Here is a 22,821-nt window from a genome sequence, read left to right on the forward strand (position 1 = left end):
CCGGACGGCGCCCGCTCGATCCCGTCATCACGACGCCGCCGGGACGGCACCCGGCGGCCCCTGCGCGCCGGCCAGCGCCACGAGGAGTGCCACGTCGTCGGCGAGTCCCCTGACCTCCTCGGCGTGCCGGGCCAGCGTCGCCCGTCGCTGCTCGACGAGGTCCCTGTAGTGATCGGCCGCCGCTCCCTCCCACCACACGAGGGCGTACCTCCCGAGCGCCCGCCGCTGCTCCTCCAGCCGGTCGGCCAGCGCGAACAGCCGGCCCACGAGCCGCAGCAGCTCCTCCCTCTCCGTCCCGTCCACCCGTCCTCCCCTCCGCCGGTGGTCCCCGGCTCCCGACCCCCACCCCACCGCGACCCCGCGCCGCGGACCACCCCGACGACGTGGTCTGTGGACGCCTTCCCGCCCGACCGGACGGCTGTGGACGGACGGCCCCACCTAGGCTGGCGCCATGCCCCACCACGACCTCGTCATCATCGGCAGCGGCTCGGGGAACAGCCTGCTCACCCCCGAGCTCGAGGGGCTCGACGTCGCCATCGTCGAGAAGGGCGTGTTCGGGGGCACCTGCCTCAACGTCGGCTGCATACCGACGAAGATGTTCGTGCTGCCCGCGGACCGCGTCGTCGACGCCGACGACGCGCGCCGGCTCGGCGTCACCTTCACCGACCCGACCGTCGACTGGCCCGCCGTCCGTGACCGCATCTTCGGGCGCATCGACCCGATCTCCGCCGGCGGCGAGGGGTACCGCCGCGGCCAGGAGCACGTCACCCTCTACCGCACCCGGGCCCGGTTCGTCGGCGATCGTCGGCTCGTGCTCGACACCGGTGAGGAGGTCACCGCCGACCGTGTCGTCGTGGCCGCCGGGAGCCGCGCCGTCGGCCTCACCGTCGACGGCCTCACCGGCGCCGACCCGGACCGCGGGGTGCACACCTCCGACACCGTGATGCGGATGGACGCCCTGCCGCCGCGGATGGCGGTCGTCGGCGGCGGCTTCGTCGCCTGCGAGATGGCGCACGTCTTCGACGGCCTCGGCGTCGACGTCGTCCAGGTGCAGCGCTCCGAGCGTCTCCTCATGGCCGAGGAGGAGGAGGTCTCGCGCCGCTTCACCGAGGTCACGACCGCCCGCTACGACGTCCGCCTGCGCACGACGGTCACCGCGGCCGAGCGGGTCGACGGGGTGTGGCGGCTCACCCTCTCCGGCCCGGAGGGCGAGAGCACGCTCGAGGCCGAGACGGTCCTGCTCGCCGTGGGCCGCCGCCCGAACACCGACCTCCTGGACGCCGTCGACGGCGGGCTCGCCCTCCACGTCGACGGCCGGGTCGTCGTCGACGCCCAGCAGCGCACGTCCGTGCCCGGGGTGTGGGCGCTCGGCGACGTCTCCTCGCCGTGGCAGCTGAAGCACGTCGCGAACCACGACGCCCGGGTCGTCGCCCACAACCTCGCCGTGGACCTCGGTCGGGTCGACGGCCCGCCCCGGGAGAACACCCTCGGCCCGGTCCCGCACGCCGTCTTCGGCCACCCCCAGGTCGCGGCCTTCGGTCCGACGGCGGCCGAGCTCGACACCGCCGGCACCCCGTACGTCACGAAGGCGCAGGAGGTGGGGGACGTCGCGTACGGCTGGGCGCTCGAGGACCGGCACGGCGTCCTCGTCGTCCACGCGTCACCGCGGGGCGAGATCCTCGCGGCGCACATGCTCGGGACCCAGGCCTCGAGCGTCATCCAGCCGCTCGTCCAGGCCGCGAGCCTGGGCCAGACCGCCCTGGAGGTCGCGCGCGGGCAGTACTGGATCCACCCGGCGCTCGCGGAGGTCGTCGAGAACGCGCTCCTCGGTCTCCCGCTCGAGGGCTGACGGCCCGGCTCAGCCCCCGAGCCGGGCCAGGTGCGCGGCGCTGTCGAGGAACGGCCGGCCCACCGCGGGCGCGCCGAAGGACGTGACGTAGAGCCCGGTCGAGACCCGCTCGAGGAAGGCCCACTCCCGGACCCGCTCCGGGTCGACGCCCGCGCGTGCTGCGACGTCCTCGCACCAGCCGCGCAGCACCGACGCCGCGTCCGGGCCGCGCAGGTGCGAGGAGAAGTCGCGCAGCACGACACCGAGGTCGTAGGCGGGGTCCTCGCGGAAGCCGTCCGGGTCGACGAGGGCCCACCCGGTGGGGGCCCCGTCCCGCTCGGCGAGGACCCGGAGGGTGTTCGACGGATGGGGGTCCCCGTGGCACAGGACGTGGCCCACCGTGGCGTGCTCACCGCTGCGCCGCTCGGCGCACTCGAGTGCCCGGCGGACGGCAGCAGGGTCGGCGGCGCCGGGGTGCCGGGCGTCGAGGTCCCGGACGAGGTCGTGCAGCGAGGCCGCCTTGTCGAGGTCCGGGGCGCCGGGATCCTCCACCGTCCACGCCTGCGCGAGGACGTCGGCGAGCGCGAGCGCCTGGTCGAGCGGCGCCCGCGCGCCGCGGTCCAGCGAGGTCCCGAGCCGTTCCATGAGCAGCGCCCCCGACGCCTCGTCGGCGTCGTGCAGGAGCGCGTAGCCCCGTCCCCCGGCGGCCCGCAGCACCCGGGCCTCCCCCGTGCGGGTCTCCTCCGGCAGGTCCGGGGTCGGGACCTTGACGACGACGTCCTCGCCTCGCCGACGGGCCGCGACGACGTAGGACGCCGACCCGCCGGGAAGGCTGCGTCCCCACTCCAGACCCCACCGTGCGGCGAGCCGGTCCAGGACGCCGGGCAGGGCCGCCGTCCACGCCTCACCCTCCGCGCCGAGCCCGGCGAGCCGGGCCCGGGTCATCGGCTGGAGGCGCGGTCGGTCCATCCGGCGCCCGGAATCAGGAGGGGATCAGGGTGTTGGCGAAGATCTGCCAGGCGAGGACGGACTTCGCGACGAGGCTGAGGACGACGTACTGCCGCTCGCCGAAGAGGTAGTCCCGCCACCTCCCCACCCGCCGGTACTGCAGCCACTGGTTCACGGCGAAGGTGTTGAACAGGACGAAGAGGCTGACGATGATCCCCCACACGAAGCCCGGGGGGCCCTCACCGCCATTGACCCCGATCGTCACCCAGAGGTACAGCGCGATCGCGAGCCACGGCCCGATGCCGGCGACGCACCCGAACCAGAAGGGCGTCCACCACGCACGTCCACCACGGACCGGTCGCGCGTCCCTCCCGTGCATCAGGCCGTTGTTCGACATCTCCATGAGCCAGCCGAAGAGGATCATCGCGATGTTCGCCACGCCGAGCCCGACGAGGGCGGCGAGGTCGGTGATGCCGGTGACGAGCGCGATGAGGACGATCATGAGCGTCGAGGACAGGGCGTACTCGACCCACCGGAACCGGTTGCGGCCGCGCTCGAGCTCGTGGACGTACCGGCGGAAGCCCCACGGCGAGGCGATGAGCGCGTGGAAGAACGCCGACAGCAGGAGGAACGAGGCGGTCGCCCACGCGAGCGGCACGTCGAGCACCCCCTGGACGACGCCCTGCTCGAGCGGGGTCCCCGGAGGACCCATGAGCGCGAACGACGACACCGGGAGGGTGAAGTCGCTGCTCAGCACGACCATCGCCCCGCCGGAGAGGAGGTGGACGGCGCCCATGACGAGGTTGAACAGGCGCAGGGAGCGGGCCGTCCGCTCTGGGACGTCGACCGAGCGGGTGTCGAGGTCGAGCGGCAGTGCGGTCATCGGGGTCCTCCAGCGGTGAGCCGGCCGTGGCAGGCGAGGAGTCGATCCTGCCACCAGGCGGCCCGGTCGGGCGGTGCGGCCCAGCGGTCCAGGAGGGCCCGGTCGGCGGCGACCATCCCGACGGGCAGCGCCCCCTCGTTCGGCAGGAGGGACGGGTCGGCGACGTCGCCCTCGAGCAGGGCGACCGTCCCGAGGCCGCAGGCGTGGTCGAGCGCCGGCAGGGCGGCCGCGAGCGCTACCCCCGCGGCGGTGCCCACGCTCGTGTCGAGGGCGGACGAGACGACGGCGGGCAGGCCGCACGCGTCGACGACCTCGAGGGCCCGGCGCACCCCGCCGAGCGGGGCGACCTTGACGACGACGACGTCGGCCGCCCCGAGGTCGCGCACGCGCAGGGGGTCCTCGGCCTTGCGGATCGACTCGTCGGCGGCGACGAGGACCTCCACGCCCCGTCGGGCGAGGAGGAGCCGGAGGTCGCGCAGCTCCTCGACGCCGGCGCACGGCTGCTCGGCGTACTCGAGGTCGTGGACGGCGAGCGCGGCGAGGGCGTCGGCGGCCTGCTCCACCGACCAGCCGCCGTTGGCGTCGACCCGCACCCGCCCGGAGCGGCCGAGGAGGTCGCGGACGGCCGCGACCCGGGCGAGGTCGTCGGCGAGGGCCTGGCCCGGCTCGGCGACCTTGACCTTCGCGGTCGTGCACCCCGGGAAGCGGGCGAGCACGCCCGGGACGGCGTCGGCGTCGACGGCCGGCACCGTCGCGTTGACGGGGACGTGGTGCCGGACCGGCGCCGGCCATCCCTCCCACGCGGCCTCGACGGCGGCGGCGAGCCAGCGCGACGCCTGGTCCGGGCCGTACTCGAGGAAGGGCGAGAACTCGCCCCAGCCGGCGGGACCGTCGAGGAGGAGGGCCTCCCGGTGGATGACCCCGCGGAAGCGCACCCGCATCGGCACCGAGACGACGTGCGCGGCGGCGAGCAGCGCGTCGGGGGCGGGGACGGTCACGGGGCCCACGGTAGGTGCTCGCTAGCCTGACCGCGTGAGCGCCATCGACGGAGTCAGCGAGACCTTCGACCCCAGCGCGTGGGAGGTGGTCCCCGGGTTCGAGGACCTCACCGACCTCACGTACCACCGGGCGGTCGACGTCGGCTGCGTCCGGGTCGCGTTCGACCGGCCCGAGGTGCTCAACGCGTTCCGGCCGCACACCGTCGACGAGCTGTACCGGGTCCTCGACCACGCCCGCCGCACCCCGGACGTCGGCGTCGTCCTGCTCACCGGCAACGGGCCGGGGCCCCAGGGCACCGGGTCCGCCGGGACGTGGTCGTTCTGCTCCGGCGGCGACCAGCGCATCCGCGGCCGCTCGGGCTACCAGTACGCCGAGGGCGTGACCGCCGACACCGTCGACGAGCGGCGGGTCAAGGCCGAGGGCGGCCGGCTGCACATCCTCGAGGTGCAGCGGCTCATCCGCACGATGCCGAAGGTCGTCGTCGCCGTCGTGGACGGCTGGGCCGCCGGCGGCGGGCACAGCCTCCACGTCGTGTGCGACCTGACGATCGCCAGTCGCGAGCACGCCCGGTTCAAGCAGACCGACGCCGACGTCGGCTCGTTCGACGCCGGCTACGGCTCGGCCTACCTCGCCCGGATGGTCGGCCAGAAGCGGGCCCGGGAGATCTTCTTCCTCGGCCGGGCGTACTCCGCCGAGGAGATGCGCGAGATGGGCGCGGTGAACCTCGTCGCCGACCACGCCGAGCTCGAGGCCGAGGCGCTCGCCGTCGCCCGCGAGGTCATGGGCAAGAGCCCCCAGGCGCAGCGGATGCTCAAGTTCGCCTTCAACCTCGTCGACGACGGGCTCATGGGCCAGCAGGTCTTCGCCGGCGAGGCGACCCGGCTCGCGTACATGACCGACGAGGCGGTCGAGGGGCGCGACCAGTTCCTCGAGAAGCGCGAGCCGGACTGGTCGCCCTTCCCCTGGTACTTCTGAGGCCGGTGCGGGCGCCCGCGCAGGGCGCCCGCACCACGGGTCACGAGCCGGGGACGACGAGCAGCCAGGGCGACCCGCCGACGACGTTCTCGCCGGGGACCTGGCCCTGCGACCACCACTTGGCCTCGTACGGGACCCCGTCGAGGACCACGCGCATGCCCGCCGTGTAGGCCCGCTCGGCGTCCCACTCCGGGTAGGTGCCGTCGGGCACGGTCGGCAGCGGTGCGGGGGTGTCACCCGGGAGGACCGGCCCGACGAGGGTCCACGGCGAGTCCGCCGGCCGGGCCACCGACGCGTCCGGCGCGACCCCCGTCGTCCAGTACTTCGCGACGTACACCTGGCGCTGCCACACGATCTTCGTGCCACCCGGGTACCGGCCCAGCGGGTCCCAGATCGGGAACGGGCTGGTCTCGGGGTCGTCGACGACACCGCCGGGACCGCCGGCCCCCGTCGGGCGGGAGGCGCTCGGGGACGGGGTCGGGGACCCGGTCGTCGCGACGACCCGACCGGAGCCCAGCTTCTCGGCGAGGAGGTCGGCGAAGCGCTGCTCCCCCTGCTCGACACCGCTGCACGAGGTCTGCACGACGGGCAGGACGGCGGGCAGCGGCGGCGCGCACGTGCTGTCGCGGTTGAGCGACCACATCGAGACGAGGCCGACACCGTGCGTCCGGGCGAACTCGTTGACCGCGACCGCGTCGTCGAGCGTGAAGCGCTCGGCGACGACGTCGTTCTGCCCGATCATCGGGGTGATGCCAATCCGCTCCCACGCCTCGTCGTCCTCGAGCGGCTGCCCGGCGCGGGCCCACGCGGACGCCACCTGGGTGTGGAGGGCGGTCGCGGCGTCGAGGACGACCGCACCCATCGTCGGGGTCGGCGGCCCGGCGTTGAAGTCCATCGTCATGCCGTTGACCCCGGCGACCTCGACCCCGCCGGCGAGCATGCCGTCGAGGACGGCCTCCCCCTCGGCGGTGAGACCCGTCGGGGCCACCGGCAAGGTCAGCCAGACCGAGAGCGGCCGGTCGGCCCGCTCGGCCCGCTCCTGGACCTCCCGGATCGCGGTGACCCGGCGGGCCGCCGCCGCGGCGTCACCCTGCGAGGTCCCCTCGAGGTCGAGGTCGATGACCGTGGGCTCGTACCGGTCGACCACGTCCCAGTAGGCGCGGGCCAGGTCGCCGGTGTCGGTGCACGTCGACGCGAGCTCGGTACCGGCCTGGCCCCCGAAGGAGACGCGCACCTGCCCGCCGACGAGCCGGAGCTGCGAGATGCGCCGGTCGAGGTCGAGGTCGGCCGAGGCGGCGTCGAGGGTGTAGGCGCCGCCCCACATCGGCGTGCACTCGCCCTCCGGACCGGAGACGACGAACGCGAGGGTGACGTCGGACTGCGCCGGGCCGCGCGGGGTCTCGAACGGGTAGGCCGGGGTCGCGGTGACGTCGACGTAGCCCGAGAAGGCGGACGGGCCGGGGGTCGGCGGGGGCGTGACGGCCGAGGACACGGCGCGGGAGCCGAACCAGGCGACGGCCACGGTGCACAGGACCACGACGGCCACCCGCAGGGGTGAGACCCGCATGCGGGGCGGGGTGGGTGCGGTGGCGGCGGTGCTCAACGGGTGCTCCTGGGGATGCGGGGGTGACGGGCCATCAGACGCGCTGCCGGGCCCGGGTGTCGCCCCGCCGCGGCGGCGGGGCCTGGGTCGTCGCGACCGTCGTCCGCGTCCGCGTGGCGGGCGCGTCGGGGCCGATATAGAGGACGGAGGTCCAGTCCGCCACGGTGGGGGCCTCGGCGGCGGCCCTGCGGCGCTCGCGGCGGGACGGCTCCGCCGGCACCCGCACCCAGTGCACGAACCCGAGCACGACGTCGACGACGGAGTTGCGCACCCCGATGAAGGCGACGATCGCGTACGTCGTGAGGACGCCGTTGACGGCGGCGAACGCCGCGTTCGTCCAGTTCCCCGTGCGCAGGTCGTTCGCGAGGATGACGAAGGCGTAGACGGCGATGAGGTAGGCCGCGAGGACGAACAGGGCGGGGGCGGCCGTGCGGTCCTTGACCTTCGGCGTGCGGGCGAAGGCGATCTTCGTCTTCGCCGCGGCCTGCTGGAGCGACTTCAGCGTCCCCGCGAGGTTGACCGCGAGCAGCACGAGGTTGAACGCGTAGACCCGGAAGACGTCACTCCGCTTGTACCCGAGGCGGTGCAGGTCGGAGGACATCGCGACGAAGTACGGGACGGCGGCGGCGAGCAGCAGCGGGCTGAGCAGGCTGTCGTCGAACGGGAAGACGAGGAGGAAGACGAGCCCGACGCTCGCCCAGGAGATCGAGGCCATGTAGTTGAACCTCAGGGCGGCGTGCGTCCACGGGACGCGGCGCCCCTCCTTGCGGGACCGTCGCAGGAACCTCCAGAACTTCGGGGCGATGAGCAGGCCGCCGTTGGCCCACCGCGCCCGCTGGACCGCGAGGGAGCCGAAGTCGGTGGGCGTCGCGCTGTAGCTGAGCCGCTCCGGGTGGTTGTGCAGGGTCCACCCCGCGGCGAGGAGGTCGATGCTGGACTCGGTGTCCTCGATCACGGTGCGGTCCTGGACGTAGCGGCGCACCTCCTGGCCGCCGACGTAGGAGACCTCGACGATGTCGTCGAGGGCCACCTTCCGGATGACCGCGTTCGCCCCGACCCAGAAGGTGGCGCCGAAGTACGTGAGGCCCTGGTGGACGATGTGCTGGATGTCCGTCGTCGCCCCCGCGATACGCTCCAGGCGGGTCGGGGCTCCCCGGAAGGCGGAGTAGGGGGTCTGGATCACGGCGATCCGCTCGTTGCCGGGGAGCTCGAGCTGGTGGACCAGGCGGAGGCAGTACTCGCGCAGCAGCACGCTGTCCGCGTCGAGGGTCAGGACGTAGTCGCTGTCCGGGACCTCCCACGCGTCCGCGTCGTCGGTGTCGCGCAGGACGACACCGACCTGGGTGTCGATGCGCCGCAGCCGGCGCCCCATGAGCCCCAGGTAGGCGTTGAGGTTCATCGCCTTGTTCGCGTCGTGCGGCAGGTGGGCGTACTGCTTGCGCTCGAAGGTCGTGACGTCGCACTCGAAGGTCCACACGAGGCGGCGGCACAGCTGGGCGAGGCGTTCTCCCGGCAGCTCGGCCCGCTCGTCGAGCGCGGCGAACAGCGCGCGGGCCGTCACCTCGAAGTCACCCGCGAGCGCGCCGAACACCTCGTCGGCGAGGAAGTCGTCGGCGTTGGAGGTCCGGGGGTGGGCGGCCGCCTGCTCCCGGAGCCACTCGCCCGCGTGGACGAAGTCCAGGGCGAGGGCGCGGACCTCGTCGCTCGTGCCCGCCCCGCCGCGTCGGGCGGCCTCCTCGTACCGGTCCAGCGAGGCCCGGAAGCGGGCGTGCGGACCGGAGAGCAGCGCGTGGATCTCCTCCGGCAGCGCCCGGCAGCCGGCGAGGCCCTCCGCGGCGGTGGGGTCCGACGGGTTCGGTGGGTCGTCGAGGAGCAGCACGGTGCGGGCCCCGGGGTACTCCTGGAGCGCGACCGACAGCAGGGTCGCGCGGACGACGGCGGGGTCCTCGCAGTAGGACGGGACGAGGACGGTGAGGCCGGGCCGGGCGTCGGCCATGAAGGCGTCGATCTCGGCACGAGGGGCCCGGGCGTGCTGCCGGGACCGGTAGAGCGCCCCCTGGCGGGCCAGCAGGTACATGCAGGCCGAGAAGGTGAGGAAGGTCATGACGACGACGTACGCGACGGTGTGCCGCAGGAACACGCTGCTCCCGAGCCCGTCGTCGATGAACCGGGACACGATGGCCCAGCCGAGGTAGCCCAGCCACAGCACGACGGTCGCGACGATCGCGAACCCGCCGGTCCAGGTCCGGGTGTGGCTCGCCGGCTCGTCGATGATCGGCAGCGGCGGGCGGGGACGTTCGGCGCCCCACTGGCGACGGCGGCGACGGCCCGGCGAAGGCGTCGACGCGTCGGGTGGCGCGTCCGGGGAGGCGCTCGCCGTCGCCTCTGCGTGGCCCTGTTCGGATGTCGGCTGGTCGGCCGGGGTGTCGTCGAGCGTGACCGGGGACGGTCGCATGTGAAGGGTTCCCTCGTCGGTTGGGACGGCCGGGACGGCCTGTCCTCGCCCACCCTGTCGGTCCGCGCTCGTCGGCCGTCAGGTCACCGACTCCGTTGCGCCCGAACGGACGGGGACCGTCCGGACCGAACGGACGAGCGCCTGGTCCTTCGGGCCCTGACCGCCCGCCGTTCGGACGCCGTGACGCGCGCCACACCGGCCTCCCCCAAGATGGGACGCATGACGGATGCGAGCACCGAGCAGCTGATCGCCGCCGACCGCCGGGTCCCGGACGTCGCGCAGTACGCGCAGGGGGTGTCCAGCGACGCCCACCACGCGGCGCTGCGGGCCTCGGTGCGCCTGCTCGGGCGCCTGCTCGGCGAGTCGGTGGTCCGGCACGAGGGCCAGGACCTCCTCGACCTCGTCGAGCGGGTGCGCCTGCTCTCGCGCGAGGACCGCGACGAGGAGCTGCACGACCTCCTCGCGACGGTCGACGACGCGACGGCGGTCCGCCTCGCCCGCGCGTTCACCGCGTACTTCCAGCTCGTCAACATCACCGAGCAGCTGCACCGCTGGCGTGAGCTCGCGTCCGGCGACGAGGGTCCGCTCGCCCAGACCGCCGGTCGGATCGGCGCCGCGCTCGAGGGCGGCGTCCTCGACCCCGATCTGCTGTCCGACGTCCTCGCCCGGGTCGAGTACCGGCCGGTCTTCACCGCCCACCCGACCGAGGCGAGCCGCCGCTCGGTCCTCGAGCTGCTGCGCAAGACCGCCGACACCGTCGCCGCCCTGTCCGACCCCCTCCGCTCCCCCGCCGACACCCCGCGCCTCGAGCGGCGGCTGGCCGAGCTCGTCGACCTGCTCTGGCAGACCGACGAGCTGCGCGTCGTGCGCCCGGAGCCGAAGGACGAGGCACGCACGGCCATCTACTACCTGCGCACCCTCGCCCGGTCGGTCGTCCCCGACCTCCTCGAGGAGCTCGACCGCACCCTCGGGGCGGTCGGCGCGCAGCTCCCGGCGAGCGCCCGGCCGCTGCGCTTCGGCAGCTGGGCGGGCGGTGACCGGGACGGCAACCCGTTCGTCACCCCCGAGGTCACCCTCGACGTCCTCGCGCTCCAGCACGACGTCGGCCTCCGGACGCTCGTCGACGCGGTCGACGAGCTGCTCGTCGAGATGGGCCCCTCGACGCGGGTCGTCGCGATCACCGACGCGCTGCGCGAGAGCCTGGACCGTGACGCGCAGGCCCTGCCCATCACGTACGGGACGATCCGCCGGCTCAACGCCGAGGAGCCCTACCGGCTCAAGCTGACCTTCGTGCGGGTCCGGCTCCAGCGCACCCGGGACCGGCTCACCCACGGCTCGCCGCACGAGCCCGGCCGGGACTACGCGGGCATCGACGAGCTGCTCGCCGACCTCGCCCTCGTGCGGGACTCGATGCTCGCGGGCGGCGACGACCTCACCGGCGACGGCGGCATCCTGCGCCTCGTGCGCACCGCGACGACGGTCGGCTTCGGCCTCGCCACGCTCGACGTCCGGGAGCACAGCGAGAAGCACCACGCCGCCCTCGAGGCGCTCTTCGACCGGCTCGGCGAGCTCGACACCCCGTACGGCGACCTCGACCGCCCCGCGCGCACCGCGCTGCTCTCCCGCGAGCTCGCGAGCCGCCGTCCCCTCCTCGGCAGCAGCCGCCCGGACCTGCCCGAGCAGGCCGTCGCCTCCCTCGACCTCATGGGCTCGATCCGCGAGGCGCTCGACCGGTTCGGCCCGGACGTCGTCGAGACCTACATCGTGTCGATGACCCACGACGTCGACGACATCTTCGCCGTCGCCGTCCTCGCCCGGGAGGCGGGGCTGGTCGACGCCGGGAGCGAGAGCGAGCCGGCGACCGCGCGGATCGGGTTCGCCCCGCTCTTCGAGACCGTCGCCGAGCTCGAGCAGGCCGGACCGCTCCTGGAGGCCATGCTCGCCGACCCCGCGTACCGGCGGATCGTCGCCGCCCGGGGCGACGTGCAGGAGATCATGCTCGGCTACTCCGACTCCTCCAAGGACGCGGGCATCGCGGCCTCGCAGTGGCAGATCCACCGGGCCCAGCGCGGCCTGCGCGACATCGCCCGCGCGCACGGGGTCGTCCTGCGCCTCTTCCACGGCCGCGGCGGCTCCGTGGGCCGCGGCGGCGGCCCGACGGGCGAGGCCATCATGGCCCAGCCGAACGGCAGCCTCGACGGCCCGATCAAGATCACCGAGCAGGGCGAGGTCATCTCGGACAAGTACACCCTCCCGGGCCTCGGCCGGTGGAACCTCGAGACCGCCCTCGCCGCGGTCCTCGAGGGGTCGGTGCTGCACCGCAGCCAGCAGCTGCCGAAGGAGGTCCTCGACGGCTGGGACGCGACGATGGACGTCGTCTCCGAGGCCGGCAAGACCGCGTACCGCACGCTCGTGCGGGACGAGTCGCTCTTCCGGTTCTTCGTCACGGCGACGCCGGTCGAGGAGCTGGGGAAGATGAACATCGGGTCCCGGCCCTCGAAGCGGCCCGGCGGCGACGGCGACCTGTCGGACCTGCGGGCCATCCCGTGGGTCTTCGGGTGGACCCAGTCGCGGATCATCCTGCCCGGCTGGTTCGGCGTCGGCTCCGGCCTCGCCGCCGCCCGGGAGGCGGGGCACGGCGACCGGCTCACAGAGATGTACGGCTCCTGGCCGTTCTTCCGGACGTTCCTGTCCAACGTCCAGATGACGCTCACCAAGACCGACCTCGACATCGCGGCGCGGTACGTGCGCGACCTCGTCCCCGACGAGGCGGCCCACCTCTTCGAGCTCATCCGCGAGGAGCACGCGCGCACGGTCGAGCAGGTGCTCGCCGTCACCGGCCAGTCCGAGCTGCTGGAGTCGGCGCCGATCCTGCGCCGCACGCTGCAGATCCGCGACGACTACCTCCAGCCGCTGCACGCCCTGCAAACCTCGCTGCTCGCCCGGGCCCGCGCACTGCCGGACGGCGCCCCCGAGGACAGCGACCTCCAGCGGGCGCTGCTGCTCACGATCAACGGGGTCGCCGCCGGCCTGCGCAACACCGGCTGAGCCCCGGCGCGGACCGTGGCCGACCGCGGAGGGGCGCGCTCCCTGGGGACGACGGCGACGCCGCCGGTACCCACGTGCCTAGAGTGACGGCCATGCCCGAGGTCGACCTGCTCCCGGTGCCGCCCGTCCCCGACCTGGCGGCGCTGCTGCCCCGGCTGCGCCGTGCGCTCGACGGCGGCGCGCCCGTCGCGCCCCACCCGGCGGGAGCCTCCGAGCCAACCCTGCCGCGGCACGCCCCCGGGGCGCTGCCGGACGACCTCGCCCTCGTCGTCGGGACCTCCGGCTCGACGGGCACCCCGAAGCTCGCGATGCTGCGCGCTCCGGCCCTGGCCGCGAGCGCCCACGCCACCCACGAGCGCCTCGGCGGGCCCGGCCAGTGGCTCCTCGCGATGCCCGCGACCCACGTCGCGGGCATCCAGGTGCTGCTGCGCGCCCTGCACGTCGGGACCGATCCCGTCGTCGCCGACATGACCGTCCCGTTCGGCCCCGCACCGTTCGCCGCGGCCGTCGCCCGGCTGGACCCGCGGGCCCGCCGCTACACCGCCCTCGTGCCGACGCAGGTCGGCAGGCTGCTCGACGACCCGGTCGGCGCGGACGCCCTGCGTTCCTTCGCCGCGGTCCTCGTCGGCGGCGCCGCCCTGCCGCCGACCCTGCGCGCCCGGGCCGAGGCCGCCGGGGTCGCGCTGCACGCGACGTACGGGTCGAGCGAGACCGCGGGCGGCTGCGTGTACGACGGGCGCCCGCTCTCCGGGACGACCGTCGCACTCGAGGAGGACGGTCGCGTCCGGCTGGGTGGCGCGACCGTCGCCGACGGCTACCTCGGCCGCCCCGACCTCACCCACGCCGCCTTCACCGTCGACCGCGACGGCGCCCGCTGGTTCCGCACCGACGACGCGGGGCACCGGGACGAGGACGGCCGGCTGCACGTCGACGGCCGCCTCGACGACGTCGTCGTCACCGGCGGCCTCAAGGTCGCCCCCCGACCGGTCGAGGAGGCGTTGCTCGCGCGCGTCCTCGGCGTCCGCGAGGCCGTCGTCGTCGGGACGCCCGACCCGGAGTGGGGCCAGGCCGTGAGCGCGGCCCTCGTCGTGCGGGACAGGGCACCCCGTCCGGGCATCGAGGACGTCCGGGCGGCGCTGCGTGGCGCCGTGCCCGACCACGCCCTGCCCCGCCGCGTGCTCGTCGTCCCGCAGGTGCCGCTGCGAGGCCCGGGCAAGCCCGACCGCCGTGCGCTGAGCAGGATGTTCGAGGACCTAGACTGAGGGGGTGCGTTTCCTCCCCGTCGTGCTCGCGTTCGCGCTGACGGTCTACTGCCTCTTCGACATCCGGCAGACCGACCCACGGCACGTGCGCACCCTGAGCAGGCGTCTGTGGGCCCTCGTCGTCCTCGTCCCCTTCGTGGGGGCCCTCGCCTGGTTCCTCAGCGGCCGTCCCGGTGGCGGGATCGGGCCCTTCAGGGCCGAGGAGCGGCCGCGCCCCGGCCCTCCCGGCCGCCGCCCTCCTCGCGGTCCGGACGACGACCCCGACTTCCTCCGGGGCATCTGAGCCCGATGGCCACGATCGCCCAGTGGGTCGCCGGCGCGCGCCCGCGGACCCTCCCCGCCGCCGTCGCGCCCGTCGTCGTCGGCACCGCCGCCGCCCTGCGGGTCGGGGAGTCCGACCTCGCCCTGGGTCTGCTCGCGCTGCTCGTCGCCCTCGCCCTCCAGGTCGGCGTCAACTACGCCAACGACTACTCCGACGGCATCCGCGGCACCGACGAGGTGCGCGCCGGGCCCGTGCGTCTCGTCGGCCAGCGGATCGCCGACCCGCGCAACGTCAAGGCGGCGGCCTTCCTGTCCTTCGGGGCGGCGGCCGTCCTCGGGCTGGCCCTCGTCGCGCTCTCCCAGGCCTGGGTCATGCTGCCACTCGGGGCGCTGGCCGTCCTCGCCGCGTGGCGCTACACCGGCGGCAGCAACCCCTACGGCTACCGCGGGCTCGGCGAGGTCTACGTCTTCCTCTTCTTCGGGCTGATGGCCACGCTCGGCACCGAGTACACCCAGGCCGGGGCGGTGAGCGTCTTCGGGGTCCTCGGTGCCGTCGCCGTCGGGGCCGTTGCGAGCGCCATCCTCGTCGCGAACAACCTGCGGGACATCCCGACCGACACCGAGCACGGCAAGCGGACCCTCGCGGTCCGGCTGGGCGCCGCCCGGACCCGGTGGTTCTACGTCGGTCTCGTCCTCGCACCGGTCGTCCTGGCCCTCGCGATGGCGGCGTGGGAGCCCTGGGCGGCGCTCGCGGCGGGGTCGGTGGCCGTCGCGCGGCCCGCCGTCTCGCTCGTGCGGAGGGGGACGACGGGCGCGGGGCTCGTCCCCGTCCTGGTCCGTACGGGGGCCTACGAGGTGGCCTTCGCGGTCCTCGTCCTCGTCGGCGTGGCCGTCGGACGCCTCACCGCCTGACGACCCCCGGCAGCGCGGCGCTCAGCGGAAGTCGTCGTCCGCCGGGTCGGTCTCGTGCTGCCGGGAGCGGTCGGACTCCTCGTCCTCGGCCTCCTCGTCGCTGCGCCGGTCACCACCGCGCGCCCGCTTGGCGGCGGTGCGGCGCTCGACGGCCCCGGCGACCTGCTCGGAGTAGTCGCGGCGGAAGCGCTGGAGCGCGACGAAGGAGACGACCATCGACAGCAGGGCCGCGCCGACGACGAGCAGCAGCAGGTTCTCCTCCCCGCGCAGGCCGAGGAGCCACAGCAGGAGGAGGCACCCGAGGAAGACGAGGGCGCGCAGCACGGTGTAGCGCAGGAAGGCGTTCATCGGGCGGGACCCCTCACAGCCCGGAGTAGGAGTGCTGGCCGACGAAGTACACGTTGACGACGGCGAAGTTCAGCACGACGCAGACGAAGCCCGCGAGGGCGATCCACGTCGCGTTCTGGCGCTTCCACCCGGTCGTCGCACGGGCGTGCAGGTAGGCGGCGTAGACGACCCAGATGACGAAGCTCCAGACCTCCTTGGGGTCCCAGTTCCAGTAGGCACCCCACGCCTGGCGCGCCCAGATCGCCCCGACGATGACGGTGAAGGTCCACAGCGGGAAGGCGACGACGTGCGTCATGTACGACAGCCGCTCCAGCGCCCGGGCGCTCGGCAGGCGCGCCATGAACGACCGGGTGCCGCCGCGTGCCTCGATCCGGTCCTGGACGAGGTAGAGACCGCCGAGCGCGGCGCCGATCGTGAAGATCGCGACCGCCACGGTCGCGACGGTGACGTGGATGGCGAGCCAGACCGACTGCAGCGACGGCATGAGCTGGGAGGCCTCCGTGTACCAGACCGTCTCGGCCGTCCCGAGGACGACGAGGACGGGGACGACGACGAAGACCCCGAGCCAGCGCAGGTCGCGACGGAAGGACCACCCGACGTACGCGAGGAGGGTGAACATCGACCCGACGAGCGCGAACTCGTACATGTTGCCGAGCGGCCAGCGGTGCACCTCCGCGGCGCGCAGCGCGACGGCCGCGACGACGAGGACCGTGCCGAGGAGGGTGAGCGTCCAGCCGATGCCGGCGGCCTTGCGGGCGCCGGCGGACTCGACGGGCATCTCGCTCGTCGGCCCGGCGGCTCCCGCACGATCGGCCTCGTGGTCCTGGTCCGCTCCACCACCGACACCCACGAGCTCGCGCTCGGGCGTCGCCCGCCGCGCGGCCTCCTGCTCGCGCCGCTCGTCGCGGGCCGGGGCGAGGCGGGCGAGGTAGAAGGCGTAGGCGATCATCGCGAGCGTCAGCACGCCGATCGCCGAGTACGCGGACAGGGTCGACAGCTGCGCGAACGTGGTCTCGGTCATCGTGGTCCTTCGTCGGTGGTGAGCACGGCGGCGAGCTCGTCGTCCATGCCCTCGTCGTCGTCCTTGGCCAGGCCGCCGACGGCTACCACGGTACGACCTGCCTCGTCGGCGGGACCAACCCGCACGAAGAGCCGCCGGCGGCGCACCACGAGGCTGGCGACGAGCCCGGTGAGCGAGGTGAGCGCCGCGACGAGCGTCAGGGTCTTCCCGGGGTCGGTGCGGATCGACAGGCCAGCGAAGCGCTCGACCCCGTCGAAGGTGATCGAGCCGCGGTCGCCGGGCAGCTCGAAGGTCTCGCCCGGCCGCAGCAGGATGCGCAGCTGGTCGGCCTCGTCGCCGGGCAGCGGCTCCATCGCCTCGGTGTCGAGGGTGTAGACCGACTGGGGCCGGCCCCCGGGGAAGAGCTCGCCCTCGAACGCCGTGAGCGCGAGCTGCGGGTCGAGGGTGTCGGGGAAGACCGAGTGCGGCCCACGCTCGTCGTCGATGACTCCGGTCGGGAGGAAGAAGCCGGCGAAGCCCAGCGGCTCGGGCACCGCGCCGGGCACCTTGACGGCGCCGACCGAGGTGTAGAAGTTGTCCTCGGGCAGGAAGGCCGTCGCGTCGGAGTAGATGACGGTGCCCTCGGCGTCCCGCACGGTGACCCGCGGGGCGTAGCCGTTGCCGAGGAGGAAGACCGTGCCGTCCCCGGTCTCCAGCGGGTGGTTGACCGCGATCTCCTCGCTGCGCTCGGTGCCGTCCCCGTCGGTGAACGTCGTGCTCGCCCGGAAGTCCCGGGGCTGGCCGAACTGCCCGGGACCGGTGTCCTCGGTCTCGAAGGCGACGTCCATCCGGTCCAGCCGCAGGGTGTACGGGTCGAGGTCGTTCGGGTCGACCCACGGGCCGGGGCTGAAGGTGTCGTAGCGGGAGAGGGTGTTGGCGAAGGTCGACCCGACGGGCACGATGACGTCGCCGCGCCAGCCGAGCAGGTGGCCCCACGCGACCCCGACGAGCACGCCGACGAGGGCGACGTGGAAGACGAGGTTGCCGGTCTCCTTCAGGTACCCCTTCTCCCCCGACAGCGAGGTGTCGTCGTGGGCGTGCACGCGGTAGCGGCGGCGGCGCAAGGCCCCGCGAAGCCGCTCGCGGACCTCCTCGGGAGTGCCGTCGACGACGACCTCCCGGTGGGCGGGCAGCCGTTCCAGGCGTCGGGGGGCCCGGGGCGGCACCGAGCGCACCTGGCGCCAGTGGACCCGGGTGCGCGGCACGACGCAGCCGATGAGGGAGACGAACAGGAGCAGGTAGATCGCGGCGAACCACGGCGAGGCGTAGACCTCGAAGAAGCCGAGGTCGTCGAGGATCGGCCCGGCCGTCGGGTGGTCGGAGATCCACTGGGCCGTCCGGGCGGCGTCGATGGAGCGCTGCGGGAACGTCGAGCCCGGGATGGCCGCGACGGCGAGCAGGAGCAGGAGGAAGAGCGCCGTCCGCATGCTCGTCAGCTGTCGCCACACGAACCGGGCCCAGCCGAGCACCCCGAGGGACGGCTGCACCGGCGGCCCGCCCGACCGGCCGCCACCGTCCGTCGCCTCCGGGGCGCGGGTGTCCCCCGGGGCGCTCACAGCAGCACCTCGAAGTCGCTCACGAGGTGGATCTGCAGCCAGCGGTTGAGGGACTCCCAGACCCCGGTGAGCAGCAGCAGCCCCACGACGACGAGCATGACCCCGCCGACGATGCGGATGCCGCGCTGGTGGCGGCGCATCCAGCCCGACACCCGCCCGGCCCGGTCCAGCCCGGCGGCCGCGAGCAGGAAGGGCAGCCCGAGGCCGAGCCCGTAGGCCACGGCGAGGGTGACGCCGCGGCCCAGCTGCGGGTCGGCCGAGGCGGTCGCCATGACGAGCACCGCGGCGAGCGTCGGCCCGGTGCACGGGGCCCACCCGAGCGCGAACACGGCGCCGAGCAGGGGCGCCCCCGCGAGCCCGGCCCGGGGCCGCCAGCGGATGCGCGCCTCGCGCCCGCCCCCGAGTCCGAGGAAGAGCAGCCCCATGACGACGACGACCGCGCCGCCGACCCGCATGAGGGCGGTGCGGTGCTCGACGAGGGCCTGACCGGCGCCGGTGACGAAGATCGACCCGAGGACGAAGACCGCGGTGAAGCCGACGACGAAGAGCAGTGTGCCGACGAGGGTGCGGGCGCGGCCGTCGGGACGCTCGCCGGTGAGCCCGCCGACGTAGCCGAGGAAGCCGGGCACGAGCGGCAGGACGCACGGGCTCGCGAACGACACGAGGCCGGCGAGCGCGGCGACGCCCACCGCGAGCGGCAGCGCACCGCTCGTCACGGTCTCGCCGGAGGCGGCGACGAGGGTCAGCACGCTCACGCCTCGGCCACGACGTCCTCGACGAGCCCGGTGAGGGTCGAGGTGTCGACCGGGCCGTTGACGCGCGAGGCGATGCGCCCCTGCCGGTCCAGGACGAGGGTGGTGGGGACGGTCGGCGCCTTGCCCTGCAGCTGCAGGATGAGGACCCCGGACTCGTCGGAGAGGCTCGGGTAGGTCAGGCCCGCCTTGCGGGCGAAGGCGGCGCCCCGCTCGGGCTCCTCGCGGAAGTCGATCCCCATGAAGTCGACGGGGTCGCCGCTCTCCTGGACCTGCTCCCACGCGGCCTGGAGGTCGGGGGCCTCGGCCACGCACGGGGCGCACCAGGAGCCCCACACGTTGAGGACGAGCACCCGGCCGCGGGTCTGCTCGATGTCCCAGGCCGTGCCGTCGAGGAGCTCACCGGTCATCGTCACCGGCTCGGCGCGGTCGGCGACGGCGATCTGCTCGACGGCGCCGTCGCCGGAGACGTAGCCCTTCTGGTCCCCGGCCCTGGCCTGGGCCGCGACGGAGTTGGGGTCCTCCGAGCAGCCGGCCGCCCCGAGGGCGAGCAGGCCGACGGCGCCGACGAGGGTGCGGCGCGACAGCCGGGCGCTCACGCCCCCGCCCCCTTGCGGGCCTGCGGCAGCAGCGCGGCCGCCGGCTCGCAGTAGGCGAGCGAGAGCAGCTCGTCGCCGGCGAAGGTGAAGGTCGTGAGGCTGGCGAGGGAGCACTCGCGGCGGGCCGGGTTGTGCATCAGCGCCCGTCCCTCCGTGGCGAGGCGGAGCATCCAGATCGGCGCCTGGTGGCTGACGATCACGGCCTCGTGCCCCGCCGCCGCCGTCCGGGCGTCGACGACGGCGTCCCGGACGCGGGTGACGAGCTGGCCGTAGGGCTCGCCCCACGAGGGCCGGAACGGGTTGACCATCCGCGGCCAGAGCCGGGGCTGGCGCAGCAGACCGCGTCCCCCGGCGACCGGCAGCCCCTCGAAGAGGTTCTCGGCCTCGAGGACCCGGTCGTCGATCTCGACCGGCAGCCCGTGCCGGGCCGCGACGGGGCTCGCGGTCTCGCGGGCCCGCTCGAGCGGGCTGGAGACGACGCGCACGACGTCGCGGTCGGCGAGGTAGTCGGCGGCCAGCTCGGCCATCCGGTGCCCGAGGTGGGACAGGTGGTAGCCCGCGAGCCGTCCGTAGAGGATCTGGTCGGGGTTCTCCACCTCGCCGTGGCGCAGCAGGTGGACGACGGTGCGCGGCTGCTCCGGTCCGGCCGCTGCTCCGGGCGGTGTGGTCATGCCTCGGATTGTCGCAAACCCACCTGGGTGTCCGGGACGGGGGCGACCGGGTCCCGGGCGGCCTCAGCCGGCGGCGGCGCGGGCCGCGGCGGGCAGGGCGGAGACGACCCGGTCGAGGGCCGCGTCGTCGTGGGCCCCCGAGACGAACCAGCACTCGAACGCGCTCGGCGGCAGGTACACGCCGGCGTCGAGCATGGCGTGGAAGAACCGGCCGAAGGCCGCGGTGTCCTGGTCCCGGGCGGCGTCGTAGTCGGTGACCTCGCCGTCGCGGAAGAACACCGAGAACATCGACGACACGTGCTGGACCCGGTGCGGCACCCGGGCGGCGGTCAGCGCGTCGTCGGCGGCGGTCGCGAGCGTGCGGGACACCTCGTCGAGCCGCCCGTAGAGGGCGTCGTCGCAGTGCTGCAGGGTGGCGAGGCCGGCGGCGGTCGCGACGGGGTTCCCCGACAGCGTGCCCGCCTGGTAGACCGGCCCGTCCGGGGCGAGCAGCGCCATGACGTCCGCGCGCCCGCCGAAGGCCGCGGCGGGGAAGCCGCCGCCCATCACCTTCCCGAAGGTCATGAGGTCGGGGGCGGCGTCGACGCCCTCGAAGCCCCACCAGCCGGCCCGACTGCAGCGGAACCCGGTCATCACCTCGTCGGACACCAGCAGCGCGCCGTGCTCGGCGGTGACCCGGCGCAGGGCCTCGGTGAAGCCGGGCGCGGGCGGGACGGCCCCCATGTTGCCGGCGGCCGCCTCGGTGATGACGCACGCGACCTGGTCCCCGCGCTCGGCGAACACGGCCTCGAGCGCGGCGACGTCGTTGTACGGCAGGACAAGCGTCTCGGAGGCCATGTCGGCGGGGACTCCCGCGGAGTCGGGCAGCGCGAGCGTGGCGACGCCGGACCCGGCGGCGACGAGGAGGCTGTCGACGTGGCCGTGGTAGTGGCCGGCGAACTTCACGACGAGGGACCGGCCGGTGAAGCCGCGGGCGAGCCGGATCGCGCTCATCGTCGCCTCGGTGCCGCTGCTCACGAGTCGGACCCGTTCGACGGGGTCGACGCGGGCGACGATCTCCTCGGCGAGGAGCACCTCGTTCTCGCTGGGCGTGCCGAAGGAGGTCCCCCGCGCGGCGGCGGTGTGGACGGCGTCGAGCACGGCGGGGTGGGCGTGCCCGAGGATCATCGGGCCCCAGCTGCCGACGAGGTCGACGTACTCGTTCCCGTCGACGTCGGTGAGGTGGGGGCCCCTGGCGCTCGTCATGAAACGCGGGGTCCCGCCGACCGAGCGGAAGGCCCGGACCGGCGAGTTGACCCCGCCGGGGGTGACGGCGCGGGCACGGTCGAGCAGGGCGGCGGACGCGGGGGCGTCCGAGGGCACGGCGTGGGGGTTCGTCACGCGTCCATTGTCGGGCACTGCGTCGGGTCCGGCGTCGTGGGGTCGGCGTCGTAGGCCTCGTCGACCGCCCGCATCGCCTCGCCGAGCGCCCGGAACAGCTCGGGGCTCATGACGTCGACGAAGTGCCGGCGCACGCTCTCGACGTGGGCGACGGCGAGGTGCTCGAGGGCGCCGCGCCCCTCGTCGGTGAGCTCGAGGACGACGCCGCGGCCGTCGTCGGGAGCGGGCCGACGGGCGACCCAGCCCCGCCGCTCGAGCCGCGCGGCGGTGTGGGTGACCCGGCTGCGGGACTGGACGATGAGGTCGGCGACCGCCGACATCCGCAGCCGTCCCCCGTCGGCCTCGGACAGCATCGACACGAGCTCGTACTCCGAGAGGCTGATGCCGTGGCAGTGCAGGTCGCGGTCGAGGGCGGCGTCGAGCTCTCGGCTGGCGCGCAGGTAGGCCCGCCACGAGGACTGCTCGTCCTCGCTGAGCCACCGCACCGTCTCCGCCACGGGGCCATGGTCCCACGACACGCCGACGGTCCGGGCCGGGTCCGGCGCGTCGCGGGGGTCGGGGGTGCGGAATGGATCGACATGGTGCATAGTTGAATCGTAAACTAAAGCAGCACCGACCCCGTCTCGAAGGAGCACCACCCATGACCGTCACCGCCACCCTCCCCGGCCTGAGCGCCGGCACCTGGACCATCGACCCCTTGCACAGCGAGGTCGGCTTCACCGCCCGCCACATGATGGTGAGCAAGGTCCGCGGCTCGTTCGGCGACGTGACCGGCACCGTCGTCGTCGCGGACGACCTGTCCGCCTCGACCGCCGAGGCCACCATCCAGCTCGGCTCGGTGACGACCGGCAGCGCCGACCGGGACGCGCACCTGCGCAGCGCGGACTTCTTCGACGTCGAGAACAACCCGGAGATGACCTTCCGCTCGACCTCCTTCGACGGTGAGACCCTCACCGGCGACCTCACGATCAAGGGCGTCACGAAGCCGGTGACCCTGGACGTGGAGTTCGGCGGCGTCGGCACCGACCCGTGGGGTAACGAGAAGGCCGGCTTCGAGGCCACCGGCGAGATCGACCGCACCGACTGGGGCCTGACCTGGAACGCCAACCTCGAGAAGGGCGGCGTCCTCGTCTCCGAGAAGATCAAGCTCGCCCTGGACATCCAGCTCGGCAAGCAGGCCTGACCCGCCCGCACGCACCGACGGCGCCCGCCCCCCCCCCCCCCGGGGGGGGGGCGGCGGGGGGCCCGGGGGCCGTGGGCGCCGGGCGCACCGGGGGCGGC

The 22,821-nt window shown here is 74.5% G+C and carries 21 protein-coding genes; 7 read left to right on the forward strand and 14 right to left on the reverse strand.

Annotation, left to right across the window (positions count from 1 at the left end):
* Positions 1–27: 27 nt before the first annotated feature.
* On the reverse strand, positions 28–303 hold the full coding sequence (locus KC207_RS08260; protein WP_211602520.1) for a hypothetical protein: 276 nt from the start codon (positions 301–303) through the stop codon (positions 28–30).
* 148 nt (positions 304–451) lie between these two features.
* Between KC207_RS08260 and KC207_RS08265 the strand changes: the two genes are divergently transcribed.
* Entirely contained in the window at positions 452–1,849 is a 1,398-nt protein-coding gene (locus tag KC207_RS08265; RefSeq protein WP_211602521.1) for a mycothione reductase, read from the forward strand.
* Between the two features lie 9 nt (positions 1,850–1,858).
* Here KC207_RS08265 and KC207_RS08270 read toward each other — a convergent pair whose 3' ends face one another.
* Genes KC207_RS08270 through KC207_RS08280 form a run of 3 tightly spaced genes read right to left on the reverse strand, consistent with a single transcriptional unit; the run spans position 1,859 to position 4,657 of the window.
* A complete protein-coding gene (locus KC207_RS08270; protein ID WP_211602522.1) occupies positions 1,859–2,797 on the reverse strand; it encodes an aminoglycoside phosphotransferase family protein in 939 nt (312 codons plus the stop codon).
* A 13-nt stretch (positions 2,798–2,810) separates the two neighbouring features.
* Positions 2,811–3,659, reverse strand: coding sequence for a heliorhodopsin HeR (heR, locus tag KC207_RS08275; protein ID WP_211602523.1), 849 nt, complete (start codon positions 3,657–3,659; stop codon positions 2,811–2,813).
* Positions 3,656–4,657 carry an o-succinylbenzoate synthase gene (locus KC207_RS08280; protein WP_211602524.1) on the reverse strand — a complete coding sequence of 334 codons (1,002 nt, stop codon included), beginning with the start codon at positions 4,655–4,657 and terminating at the stop codon, positions 3,656–3,658. The genes heR and KC207_RS08280 overlap by 4 nt, the downstream gene beginning before the upstream one ends.
* A gap of 34 nt (positions 4,658–4,691) precedes the next feature.
* Between KC207_RS08280 and KC207_RS08285 the strand changes: the two genes are divergently transcribed.
* Entirely contained in the window at positions 4,692–5,633 is a 942-nt protein-coding gene (locus tag KC207_RS08285) for a 1,4-dihydroxy-2-naphthoyl-CoA synthase (RefSeq protein ID WP_211602525.1), read from the forward strand.
* A gap of 40 nt (positions 5,634–5,673) precedes the next feature.
* Here the strand turns inward: KC207_RS08285 and KC207_RS08290 are convergent, their stop codons facing one another.
* Together KC207_RS08290 and KC207_RS08295 are read right to left on the reverse strand one after the other, a co-directional pair.
* Positions 5,674–7,236, reverse strand: a complete 1,563-nt coding sequence (locus KC207_RS08290; RefSeq protein WP_211602526.1) for a chitinase — start codon at positions 7,234–7,236, stop codon at positions 5,674–5,676.
* A 34-nt stretch (positions 7,237–7,270) separates the two neighbouring features.
* Entirely contained in the window at positions 7,271–9,691 is a 2,421-nt protein-coding gene (locus KC207_RS08295) for a glycosyltransferase family 2 protein (protein WP_211602527.1), read from the reverse strand.
* Between the two features lie 219 nt (positions 9,692–9,910).
* Between KC207_RS08295 and ppc the strand changes: the two genes are divergently transcribed.
* The 4 genes from ppc to KC207_RS08315 all read left to right on the forward strand — a co-directional run bounded on the left by ppc (position 9,911) and on the right by KC207_RS08315 (position 15,174).
* On the forward strand, positions 9,911–12,739 hold the full coding sequence (gene ppc, locus KC207_RS08300) for a phosphoenolpyruvate carboxylase (RefSeq protein ID WP_211602528.1): 2,829 nt from the start codon (positions 9,911–9,913) through the stop codon (positions 12,737–12,739).
* 92 nt (positions 12,740–12,831) lie between these two features.
* A complete protein-coding gene (menE, locus tag KC207_RS08305) occupies positions 12,832–14,001 on the forward strand; it encodes an o-succinylbenzoate--CoA ligase (protein ID WP_211602529.1) in 1,170 nt (389 codons plus the stop codon).
* A 4-nt stretch (positions 14,002–14,005) separates the two neighbouring features.
* Positions 14,006–14,284, forward strand: a complete 279-nt coding sequence (locus KC207_RS08310; RefSeq protein ID WP_211602530.1) for a PLDc N-terminal domain-containing protein — start codon at positions 14,006–14,008, stop codon at positions 14,282–14,284.
* Positions 14,285–14,289: 5 nt separating this feature from the next.
* Entirely contained in the window at positions 14,290–15,174 is an 885-nt protein-coding gene (locus tag KC207_RS08315; protein ID WP_211602531.1) for a 1,4-dihydroxy-2-naphthoate polyprenyltransferase, read from the forward strand.
* 21 nt (positions 15,175–15,195) lie between these two features.
* On the opposite strand, the gene KC207_RS08320 is transcribed toward KC207_RS08315, so the two are convergent.
* The 8 genes from KC207_RS08320 to KC207_RS08355 all read right to left on the reverse strand — a co-directional run bounded on the left by KC207_RS08320 (position 15,196) and on the right by KC207_RS08355 (position 22,037).
* The gene (locus tag KC207_RS08320; RefSeq protein WP_211602532.1) at positions 15,196–15,522 is read right to left on the reverse strand and encodes a DUF4229 domain-containing protein; all 327 of its coding nucleotides are present in this window, start codon (positions 15,520–15,522) and stop codon (positions 15,196–15,198) included.
* 13 nt (positions 15,523–15,535) lie between these two features.
* Positions 15,536–16,543, reverse strand: coding sequence for a c-type cytochrome biogenesis protein CcsB (ccsB, locus tag KC207_RS08325; RefSeq protein WP_211602533.1), 1,008 nt, complete (start codon positions 16,541–16,543; stop codon positions 15,536–15,538).
* Positions 16,540–18,138 carry a cytochrome c biogenesis protein ResB gene (resB, locus tag KC207_RS08330; RefSeq protein WP_249138635.1) on the reverse strand — a complete coding sequence of 533 codons (1,599 nt, stop codon included), beginning with the start codon at positions 18,136–18,138 and terminating at the stop codon, positions 16,540–16,542. The genes ccsB and resB overlap by 4 nt, the downstream gene beginning before the upstream one ends.
* Positions 18,135–18,893: a cytochrome c biogenesis CcdA family protein gene (locus KC207_RS08335; protein ID WP_249138636.1), complete on the reverse strand. Its 759-nt coding sequence runs from the start codon at positions 18,891–18,893 to the stop codon at positions 18,135–18,137. The genes resB and KC207_RS08335 overlap by 4 nt, the downstream gene beginning before the upstream one ends.
* On the reverse strand, positions 18,890–19,489 hold the full coding sequence (locus KC207_RS08340) for a TlpA family protein disulfide reductase (RefSeq protein WP_249138637.1): 600 nt from the start codon (positions 19,487–19,489) through the stop codon (positions 18,890–18,892). Before KC207_RS08340 ends, KC207_RS08335 begins: the two co-directional genes overlap by 4 nt.
* Positions 19,486–20,160 (reverse strand): histidine phosphatase family protein, encoded by a 675-nt coding sequence (locus tag KC207_RS08345; protein WP_211602534.1) that lies wholly within the window; start codon positions 20,158–20,160, stop codon positions 19,486–19,488. The genes KC207_RS08340 and KC207_RS08345 overlap by 4 nt, the downstream gene beginning before the upstream one ends.
* Positions 20,161–20,223: 63 nt before the next feature.
* Complete coding sequence (hemL, locus tag KC207_RS08350; protein ID WP_211602535.1) at positions 20,224–21,540, reverse strand: glutamate-1-semialdehyde 2,1-aminomutase; 1,317 nt, start codon at positions 21,538–21,540, stop codon at positions 20,224–20,226.
* A complete protein-coding gene (locus tag KC207_RS08355; protein ID WP_249138638.1) occupies positions 21,537–22,037 on the reverse strand; it encodes a MarR family winged helix-turn-helix transcriptional regulator in 501 nt (166 codons plus the stop codon). The genes hemL and KC207_RS08355 overlap by 4 nt, the downstream gene beginning before the upstream one ends.
* A 143-nt stretch (positions 22,038–22,180) precedes the next feature.
* Here KC207_RS08355 and KC207_RS08360 point away from each other — a divergent pair, with 143 nt between their 5' ends.
* Entirely contained in the window at positions 22,181–22,723 is a 543-nt protein-coding gene (locus tag KC207_RS08360) for a YceI family protein (RefSeq protein WP_211602537.1), read from the forward strand.
* Positions 22,724–22,821 lie beyond the last annotated feature (98 nt).

Origin of the sequence: Phycicoccus avicenniae (assembly GCF_018139485.1) — a bacterium.
Classification (GTDB): Bacteria; Actinomycetota; Actinomycetes; order Actinomycetales; family Dermatophilaceae; genus Phycicoccus; species Phycicoccus avicenniae.

Bases quoted from the DNA above. Each gene is read 5' to 3' on its own strand.
- KC207_RS08345 (WP_211602534.1), bottom strand. From the start codon at position 20,160: ATGACCACACCGCCCGGAGCAGCGGCCGGACCGGAGCAGCCGCGCACC.
- ccsB (WP_211602533.1), bottom strand. From the start codon at position 16,543: ATGACCGAGACCACGTTCGCGCAGCTGTCGACCCTGTCCGCGTACTCG.
- menE (WP_211602529.1), top strand. From the start codon at position 12,832: ATGCCCGAGGTCGACCTGCTCCCGGTGCCGCCCGTCCCCGACCTGGCG.
- KC207_RS08315 (WP_211602531.1), top strand. From the start codon at position 14,290: ATGGCCACGATCGCCCAGTGGGTCGCCGGCGCGCGCCCGCGGACCCTC.
- KC207_RS08295 (WP_211602527.1), bottom strand. From the start codon at position 9,691: ATGCGACCGTCCCCGGTCACGCTCGACGACACCCCGGCCGACCAGCCG.
- KC207_RS08270 (WP_211602522.1), bottom strand. From the start codon at position 2,797: ATGGACCGACCGCGCCTCCAGCCGATGACCCGGGCCCGGCTCGCCGGG.
- ppc (WP_211602528.1), top strand. From the start codon at position 9,911: ATGACGGATGCGAGCACCGAGCAGCTGATCGCCGCCGACCGCCGGGTC.
- KC207_RS08360 (WP_211602537.1), top strand. From the start codon at position 22,181: ATGACCGTCACCGCCACCCTCCCCGGCCTGAGCGCCGGCACCTGGACC.
- KC207_RS08265 (WP_211602521.1), top strand. From the start codon at position 452: ATGCCCCACCACGACCTCGTCATCATCGGCAGCGGCTCGGGGAACAGC.
- heR (WP_211602523.1), bottom strand. From the start codon at position 3,659: ATGACCGCACTGCCGCTCGACCTCGACACCCGCTCGGTCGACGTCCCA.
- KC207_RS08320 (WP_211602532.1), bottom strand. From the start codon at position 15,522: ATGAACGCCTTCCTGCGCTACACCGTGCTGCGCGCCCTCGTCTTCCTC.